The organism is Microcoleus sp. OTE_8_concoct_300 (genome assembly GCF_031383065.1).
In the GTDB taxonomy this organism is placed as follows: domain Bacteria; phylum Cyanobacteriota; class Cyanobacteriia; order Cyanobacteriales; family Microcoleaceae; genus Microcoleus.
Genome location: NZ_JANMZH010000433.1, coordinates 1 through 1,643 on the forward strand (window position 1 = coordinate 1; position 1,643 = coordinate 1,643).

Consider the following 1,643-nt stretch of genomic DNA (forward strand, 5'->3'; position numbering starts at 1 on the left):
TCTTAACGTCGCTTGGTGTACCACCACCATATAGTTCAGCTTGTCTCGAAGACCCAGGCTAGACACTGGTTTGGCCTCAAATTAAGAAGGTGGTGAGTCTTCCGCTTTCAAGCCCCATCCCTTTAGGGTGGGGTTAGTGACCAGTTATTTTTTGCTTTTTGCTTTTTTTCCAGCAGTCTCAAATACTTACCATTTTTTTGCTCAAAAGTCAATAGGTTGCGCGGGATATTAATGAATCAGTCGGGAGAAAGAGGGTGTTATCAGAATATTTCAATAAATTAAAAGATGTAAGAACACTAAAGACCTTGAGAGGAGAAACGACAGATGGTAGCTACCTTAGAAGATACCAAACGCCAAGCGATCGCAACTAAATTAGCAGACATGAAAGCGCTGCAAAACCTATTGATCGCCAACGAGCAATTGTTCATCAATTCCTGCAACGACTCCGAACTAGCCCAGCGCTTCCGGGATATGCTCGAGGACGATCGTAAAAACTTGGGCGTATTAGAAACCACGATCGTACAATACGGCATTCAAGCCGAGCCCAAAGAAAGCAGCGCAAAAATGATTGAAGAAGTTCAGAAACTCATGGAAGGTTCTGAACTCACATTGTTTGAAAAAGTCACCCAGCACGAACTGCTCAAACACAAACAAACAATGGCCGGTTTGTTAATTCACAAAGCCGCTCAAGTAGTCGGCGCCGACATCGAAGCCGCCATTACTCCCCTCAACACAGTTAACTTTGAGAACCGCGCCCACCAAGAGCAACTCAAGGGAGTTATGGAAATCTTGGGCGTGCGCGAACTGACCGGTAAAGACCCCGACCAAGGCGTTTGGGCGCGCGTGCAAGATGCAATGGCAGCAATGACCGGCATCATCGGCGGTGCAGTTACCCGCACCAAAGAAGAGATGAACATCACCGAAATCATCTCAATGGATCACCGCAAAACCGATACCCTCTTTATGGAAATCGCAAGCACCGACGATCCTCAAAAACTGCAAGAATTCTTCGGTCAACTTTACAAAGACCTCAGCGTTCACGCCGAAGCAGAAGAACAAGTTGTTTATCCCGCAGTTCGCAGCTACTACGGCGATACTCAAGAACTGTACGACGAGCAAGCACAAATGAAGCAAATGCTTGCCCAAATTAAGGCTCTCAACCCCACTTCTCCTGATTTCAAAGACCAAATCAAACAGCTCCAAACAGCGGTTCAGGATCACGTCAAACAAGAAGAAAACGATATGTTCCCTCAAATTCGCCGCAACCTGAGCGAAGCACAAATGGAACAACTGGCTACTCAATTCAAAGAAGCCAAAAGCACGATGCAGCAAGAAATGGCTAACCTGAGCTAATTCAGCAGTCGGCTAATTTTAACTCTAGCCAAACTAGAGAATAGCTAAACTGCAACCTATCAATCCCGCTACCAACCTGGTGGCGGGATTATTGTTTTTTATCAGAAATTTGGGCGGAGCGTAGCGGAGGGTTGAAACCCCGTCCTTTTAGGACGGCTTTACATTTGCCTGATTTTGGTTTACCATAGTAATTAGAGTTTGGTAAGTGCAATGTTCAAGGCGTTTAAGTATAGAATCTACCCAACAACCGAGCAAAGAGACTTACTGGTTAAGTCTTTTGGTTGTTGCCG

At 45.6% G+C, this 1,643-nt stretch carries 2 protein-coding genes; both read left to right on the forward strand.

Going from position 1 to position 1,643, the window contains the following annotated elements; genetic code table 11:
* The first annotated feature begins 324 nt into the window (after nucleotides 1–324).
* A complete protein-coding gene (locus ACUVJL_RS19960; RefSeq protein WP_445247428.1) occupies nucleotides 325–1,353 on the forward strand; it encodes a hemerythrin domain-containing protein in 1,029 nt (342 codons plus the stop codon).
* A 210-nt stretch (nucleotides 1,354–1,563) separates the two neighbouring features.
* Nucleotides 1,564–1,643: helix-turn-helix domain-containing protein (locus tag ACUVJL_RS19965; protein WP_445247429.1), on the forward strand; the 80-nt coding region annotated here is incomplete at its 3' end.

What these genes read in the sequence shown, in the direction of transcription:
- ACUVJL_RS19960 (WP_445247428.1), top strand. Translation starts at nt 325, where the DNA reads ATGGTAGCTACCTTAGAAGATACCAAACGCCAAGCGATCGCAACTAAA.